This window comes from Deltaproteobacteria bacterium, from assembly GCA_011773515.1.
Lineage (GTDB): Bacteria > Desulfobacterota > Deferrimicrobia > J040 > J040 > WVXK01.
This window is the reverse complement of sequence record WVXK01000086.1, coordinates 1-6438: the sequence shown is the minus strand read 5'-3', so window position 1 is coordinate 6438 and position 6438 is coordinate 1. Positions and strand designations below refer to the sequence as shown.

At 55.9% G+C, this 6438-nt stretch carries 4 protein-coding genes; all 4 read left to right on the top strand.

What is annotated here, in order from left to right:
• Nucleotides 1–717 (top strand): hypothetical protein (locus tag GTN70_09470; GenBank protein NIO17212.1); only part of this gene is annotated, 717 nt, incomplete at its 5' end.
• The gene (locus GTN70_09465; protein NIO17211.1) at nucleotides 620–1972 is read left to right on the top strand and encodes a hypothetical protein; all 1353 of its coding nucleotides are present in this window, start codon (nucleotides 620–622) and stop codon (nucleotides 1970–1972) included. The genes GTN70_09470 and GTN70_09465, both read left to right, overlap by 98 nt.
• A gap of 221 nt (nucleotides 1973–2193) precedes the next feature.
• On the top strand, nucleotides 2194–3726 hold the full coding sequence (locus GTN70_09460) for a hypothetical protein (GenBank protein NIO17210.1): 1533 nt from the start codon (nucleotides 2194–2196) through the stop codon (nucleotides 3724–3726).
• Nucleotides 3727–6432 (top strand): hypothetical protein, encoded by a 2706-nt coding sequence (locus GTN70_09455; protein ID NIO17209.1) that lies wholly within the window; start codon nucleotides 3727–3729, stop codon nucleotides 6430–6432.
• Nucleotides 6433–6438: the final 6 nt, after the last annotated feature.

Here is a 6438-nt window from a genome sequence, read left to right as displayed (position 1 = left end):
AAGAGCAACTACCTGATCGGGAACGACCCCGCGAAGTGGCTCACCGGGGTCCCCCGCTTTTCGAGGGTTAGCTTCGGTGAGATATACCGGGGGGTGAGCCTCGAGCTGTACGGGACGGAAAACGGGATGGAGTACGATTTTACGCTGCTTCCGGGGACAGGTCCCGGGAACATCGTTTTCAGGTTCTCCGGGGCCGGGGACGCGCGCATCGACGGGGACGGAAACGTCGTGATCGTAACGGATGCCGGAAAGATAATCCATCGGTCCCCCCGGATCTACCAGGTTGCGGGGGGGAAAAGAAAGCCCGTTGCCGGCGGATTTCGAAAGGTGGGGGTCGACAGGTTCGGTTTCGTGGCCTCCGGGTACGACGAAACGAGGGAACTGGTGATCGACCCGGAGATCAGCTTCGTAACCTACCTGGGGGGTACGCGGCTCGACGAGGCCCTCGCCCTCGCCCTCGATAACGTGGGAAATGCCGTCGTTGCGGGCAGGACCTTTTCCGATGACTTTCCCACCACCATCGGGGCCTTCGACCCCGATTGCGGGACCGACGGGCAGTGCGACGGTCTTGGCGTCCGCACGGACGCATTCGTGACCAAGTTCAACGCAACGCTCTTCCGTGATCTTCTCCACCTACATCGGGGGGGACGGGGACGACAGCGCATCGGGAATCGCCATCGGCAGCCTGGGGAACGTCTTCGTTGCCGGGGCCACTGACTCCTCGGATTTCCCCCTGTCCGGGCCCTTCCAGGATATTCTGGGGGGCAAGAAGGACGCCTTCGTGGCGAAGCTGAACCCTCTCGGTACCGACCTGGTCTACTCGACGCTCCTGGGGGGACGGCAGGACGACGAGGCCCTGGGTCTTGCCGTCGGCAGCGCCGGGAGCGCCTACGTTACGGGCAGGACCTTTTCCGCCAATTTTCCCACTCCCCCGATCGCGAACGCCTTCGACCGCCTCTGCGGGACCGACGGCCTGTGCGACGATTCGGGTGCGGTCTCGGACGCCTTCGTGACGAAGCTCGACCCCACCGGCTCGGTCCCTCTCTATTCGAGCTACCTGGGAGGGAAGGGGAACGATGCCGGCTTCGGCATCGCCCTCGACGCATCGGGGAATGCCTACATAACCGGCCTGACCCGCTCTGACGACTTTCCCACGAAGGGCCCCCAGGGGGCCTTTCAGGGAAGCCCCGGAGGGTTCGGCGAGGCATTCGTGGCGAAGGTGGACACGGAGACCGACGGACCCCTCTCACTGATCTACTCCACCTACCTAGGGGGAGATGCCGATGACAGGGGGTCCGCCGTCGGGGTTGATTTCTCCGGTAACGCCTACGTAACCGGGGAAACAACGTCCTCCGACTTTCCCCTTCAAAACCCTTTCCAGGGGGATAGGGGCGGCGGTTTCGATGCCTTCGTGACCAAGCTCAACCCTTCCGGGTCGGCCCTGGTCTACTCGACGTTCCTGGGGGGAGCCGGCTTCGACACCGGTTCGGCACTGGCCGTGACCTCGAACGGGATCGCCTACGTAACGGGAAGGACCGCCTCCACCGATTTTCCCGTCCCGGACCCGATCCAGGGGGAAATCAACGGTTCCGACGACGCCTTCGTGGCCAAGGTGAAAACCTCCGGGTCGGAACTGGAGTATGCCACGTACCTGGGAGGGAGCGGCGCGGACTGGGGCCGTGGGGTGGCTTTCGACGAATCGAGCAACGTCTACGTCGCCGGGCACACCGACTCGAACGACTTTCTCGCAGACGAGTTCAACGATAACGCCTTCCAGGGCGAGACGCAGGGAAACCGCGACGCCTTCGTCCTGAAGATACAGGAAAAGAGATCGATTCAGCGCTTCGACGTGGTGAGCGGCTGCGGGGTGAGCGGTCAGGGCGGAATCGACGGGGACGGTTTTATCCCCGCATACGTGCTCGTGCTGTTCGCGGCGCTTTACTGGGCAGCCGGAAGAAGGAGAAAGAGCTAAGAGACCGGGCTACCCCCGGGCAATCGATGCAAGGTGCCTGAAATAAGGGAGTTTCAGCCATTTCCGCACGGTGGGTGGCGGACGGTTTTTTTCCCGGCCTCTCCCCGGCATCAGCCCTGAAAACTTGCAAAAATCAAGCATTTATGGTAATTTTGCAAAGTCGAGCTTTGCCATGGTGCGCGTCTGCCGGGATTTTGATGATGGGAGGGGGAAAAGTTTCGATGAGGGCGGGAAGTTTCTCCATTGCCCTGTTAACGGGCATTCTCCTGGTCCTTTCTCCATGGGCCTGGTCTCCTGATGTTGCCGTGGCCTCGACGGTCAATGTGGAAGTCGGCTCGCCCGTGTACGAGGACATCGAGTTCCTCTCCGCCGTCGGGCTGCTCGACACGGCCATGATCGGGACGCTGCCGCTCTCGCGGGAAGAGGTAGCCAGGCTGGTCGTCGAAGCGAGGATAAAGGCCGGGATCGAAGGGTCGCTTTCGAAACGGCAGGAGAGGATCCTGAAAAGAATGGAGGAGGAGTTTTCCGAAGACATAGACGACCTGAAGACGGGGAATGACACGGTCTACTTCAAGCCCGTGCGGGAAGCGGGGGGCCACTATCTCTATCTCGATCAGAAGCCGTCGAGACATCCTAATTTTGGTCAAACCACTGACGCAATTCAGAGAGCATTCACCTATAACATGGAAGGAGTAGATTACAGACAAAATAATGGTGTGGCCTATGTGACGATGGATGGCCGGATAAAGCTATTCTCATTCTTCTTCAAACCCTTCCTCACATTCCGGGAGGTTTCTTCAGGAAATACCAATTTTACCTTTCAAAAGGGCTATGGAAAATTTGGCTCAAAGGTTCAAATACAGTTTGGCCAGGACAGCAAATGGTGGGGCCAGGGGAGGCACGGGTCGCTCCTTCTCTCAAATAATGCAGAGCCTTTGCTCGCTGTTGAAGTGAAAAATGGCCGTCCGATCCTTATCCCCCTTTTCGGGCTTTTGAAATTTAACGTATTTTTTGGCTGGCTCGAGAAAGACAGGGATTTCGAGCGGCCCTACATCTCGGGAATGAGGTTGACTTTCAAACCCCGCCCCTGGATGGAGTTCGGTTTTTACCGGACCGCGATTTTCGGAGGGTCGGGAAGGCCCTCGCTCGATTTCGGGGATGCCCTGGAGATAATTTTCATTGGCAGAAGTGACTCTGAGAAATTTGAGGATAATACAAGCAACCAGATAGCGGGTCTGGATATCAGAATAAACCTGAAAAAATTAAAAACGGACCTGTATTTCGAATGGGCCGGAGAGGACGTGCACTCTGATATCCCGTACCCGTATAAGAGGGCGCACATCATCGGCGTGTATATGGCGGATGTGCTCGGTTTTTCGGTCAGATCGGAGTTTTTTGAATCGAAGCGTCCCGGTGTTTGGTATAGACATGGTGTGTACACCTCAGGCTACACATTTAAGGAAAGAGTTCTCGGTCATCATGCCGGCGGTGACGCCGAGGATCTCTTTATTGAGTTACACCGTGAGTTTTCGGATAATATAGGGGTTACAGGGAGCTTCGATATAGAAAAGCGGGGGTTTAATCTCCCGGTATTGGAAACCCACTATCAGTACCAGGGCAAGATACGACTTCGGTTTTATCCTTACCTTGCAGAGCTTACAGGGGGGTGGGAGCAGGTGAAAAACCCCGGGTTTGCCCCGGGAAAGAGGGAGGATAACTATGTTGGCATCATCAGCGTCAAGAGGTTTTTCTAAATGAAGAGGAGAGCACTTGCAATATTCAGTATCGTCGTGTTTTCCCTGGTACTTTTTGGCGGAACAGCTGTCTGTCAGGAGCAACAGGGGATAGACCCTTTGAGAAATATCGTAGGGGGGCAAACGGGAGCCCAGCAGAAAACACCCGGTACGATGCAGGAGGGAGCGGGTATAGCTGAAAAGGGCGGGGAAGTTGCGGAAGAGGATATCGGTGTGGAGGAGAAGGTGGAGCTCAAGGAGAAAGAGGAGATAGAGGAGACGGTTCCCGAACCCTACACCCGGTCCGTCGAGATGCCGAAAATCGAGGCGGGAAAAGAGTTTTCGAGGTTGGAGCTGCTCTATCTGGGGCGAATATCCGAGGAAAAGCAGATCCTCGAGCAGTTCGGATACGAAATATTTGCGCCTCCCGAAAAAGACAAAAAAGAAATATCCAGGGAGGATCTTGCGCTAGATCTGAAAAAAGAGGATCTGACCGAAGAGGACGTGGAAAAAATATTGGAAGCGAAGAGACTCCAGGACATGTTACCGCAGATGCCCCCTGCCGGATTCGACAAGAGCTACGTTCTGGGTCCGGGGGATGAAATTCAGATCTTTCTGTCCGGTGAGGGGGTAAACATCTATCTTTCCAAGAGCACAAAGGAGGGAGGCAGCGCATTTCTGCCACTTTATGTTCTCCCGATCGACAACGAGGGAAAGGTCTACTATCCGCCGGTGGGAACGGTGTACCTCTGGGGCAAGACGATAATGGAAGCCGAGAAATACCTCAAGGCGGAGATGGTCAAATATATAAAAGACGTGGAGGTTTCCCTCAGTTTGCGGAGAGTCCGCAGATTTCCCATTTTTGTCGTCGGGGAGGTAAAGAAGCCCGGTACGGTTATGGTGAACGGCTTCAGCACCGTTATGGATGCCCTGTTTCTTGCCGAGGGCGTGAAAAAGACCGGGAGCCTGCGAACCATATTCGTGAAGAGGAATAATGAGAAAATTGCCGATCTCGATATCTATGACCTCCTGCTTAAAGGCGAGCGGGGCGGTGATATTTTACTGAAAGACAGAGACGTGGTCGTGGTCCCTTCCATTGGGGATACCGCTGCGGCCTGGGGTATGGTCAAGAGGCCGGGAATATTTGAGTTCAGGGAGGGAGAGACCATAGAGGATCTTTTCTCATTTGCCGGGGGCGTCCTGCCCGGCGCGAACGTTTTCAGCATGACCCTCACCACGAACCTTTCAGAAGGGAAAAAGGTCATCAGGGAGGTGAAGCAGGATCTATCCGGGTTCGTGATGCAAAACGGCGATGTGTTGACGGTCTCCCCGCTGGCGGATGAATTGCGGGAATTTGTCGAACTGAAAGGGCACCTGAAAAACCCGGGGCTCTTCCAGTGGCGGGAGGGCATGCGGGTAAAGGAGGTTCTGGGGAGCGAAGATAACTTCCTGCCCGAGGGGCTTTTCGAGTACGGGGAGATAATCAGGAGGCTGCCCCCCGATTATTTGCCCGAGTCCATATCGTTCAATCCCCGTGAGGCGCTGAAGGGAAACCCGGAGCACGACAGGGAACTCATGCGGGGGGACATCATCACCCTCTTCTCCATCTGGGACCTGAAGAAGAAGCCCTTTGTGAGAGTGGAAGGGGAGGTGGAAAATCCGGGCCGCTACCGGTGGGTAAGGGGCATGACCATCCGGGACATCATACGGATAAGCGGGGGGCTTTCCCGGGCGGCGCGGCTGGACGAGGCGGAGCTCTGGAGGTATGAGCTCAAGGATGGAAAGTATACCATCAAGTTCAACAGGAAGGTTGACCTGTCGAAATCTCTTCAGGGAGATTCCGCAGAAAATAGCGAACTAAAGCCGTTCGACCAGATCGTGGTGAAAAGTATCGGGTCCTTCGAGCAGCTCGTATGGAAAGCCGACATCAAGGGAGAGGTTGGCAGCCCGGGGTCCTATCCTATCAAGCGGGGAGAGAGGCTTTCAGACCTGATCCAGAGGGCAAGCGGCATGACCGAGTTTGCTTATCCGAGGGGAGTGGTGTTGCTGAGAAAAAGCGTGGAAGATTTACAGAGAAAGCGGCTGAAGGTCTTGATTTCGGAGCTCGAGTCGAGCCTGCTGAAAGAAGAAGCCGCATCGGTTGCCGTTGCCGAGACATCGGAAGTGGCGATACGAAGGCAGGTCCTCGAGAGCAGAAGGTCGCTTATCAGCGGGATGAAGGAAAAGATGGAGCTCGTGGTCGGCCGGGTTGTCGTTGAAATCGAGAGGGATATCAACAGGTATCGGGGAACTGACAGGGATATCGTGCTCGAAGACGGCGATGAGCTCTTTATCCCGCCCGTTCCATCATACGTGCTCATGATGGGTGATGTGTTCAACCAGGTAGGGCTTACGTACAAATCTGAAAATAGACTGGGGGATTACCTGAACGAGGTGGGGGGTATCACGAGGAATGCCGACAGGAAGGGAATGTATATCATCAGGGCGGACGGCACCGTCGTTTCCAACGAATCGAATGAATTTATCGATATGATTCACTGGGATAGTGATAGGAACCGGTTTGCCGCCGGGGGACTCTATCTGGAAAACATTTACCCCGGTGATACCGTGATCGTCCCCACGGAAACTAAGTTCCCGGTCCCCTGGCGACCGCTGATCAAGGACATAACGCAGATCATATTCCAGACTCTCGCAACAGTTGCAATCATCGATAATCTCGGCGATTAAAGGTGG

Excerpts from the sequence above, each read along its gene's own strand:
- GTN70_09460 (NIO17210.1), top strand. The coding sequence starts at position 2,194 with ATGAGGGCGGGAAGTTTCTCCATTGCCCTGTTAACGGGCATTCTCCTG.
- GTN70_09455 (NIO17209.1), top strand. The coding sequence starts at position 3,727 with ATGAAGAGGAGAGCACTTGCAATATTCAGTATCGTCGTGTTTTCCCTG.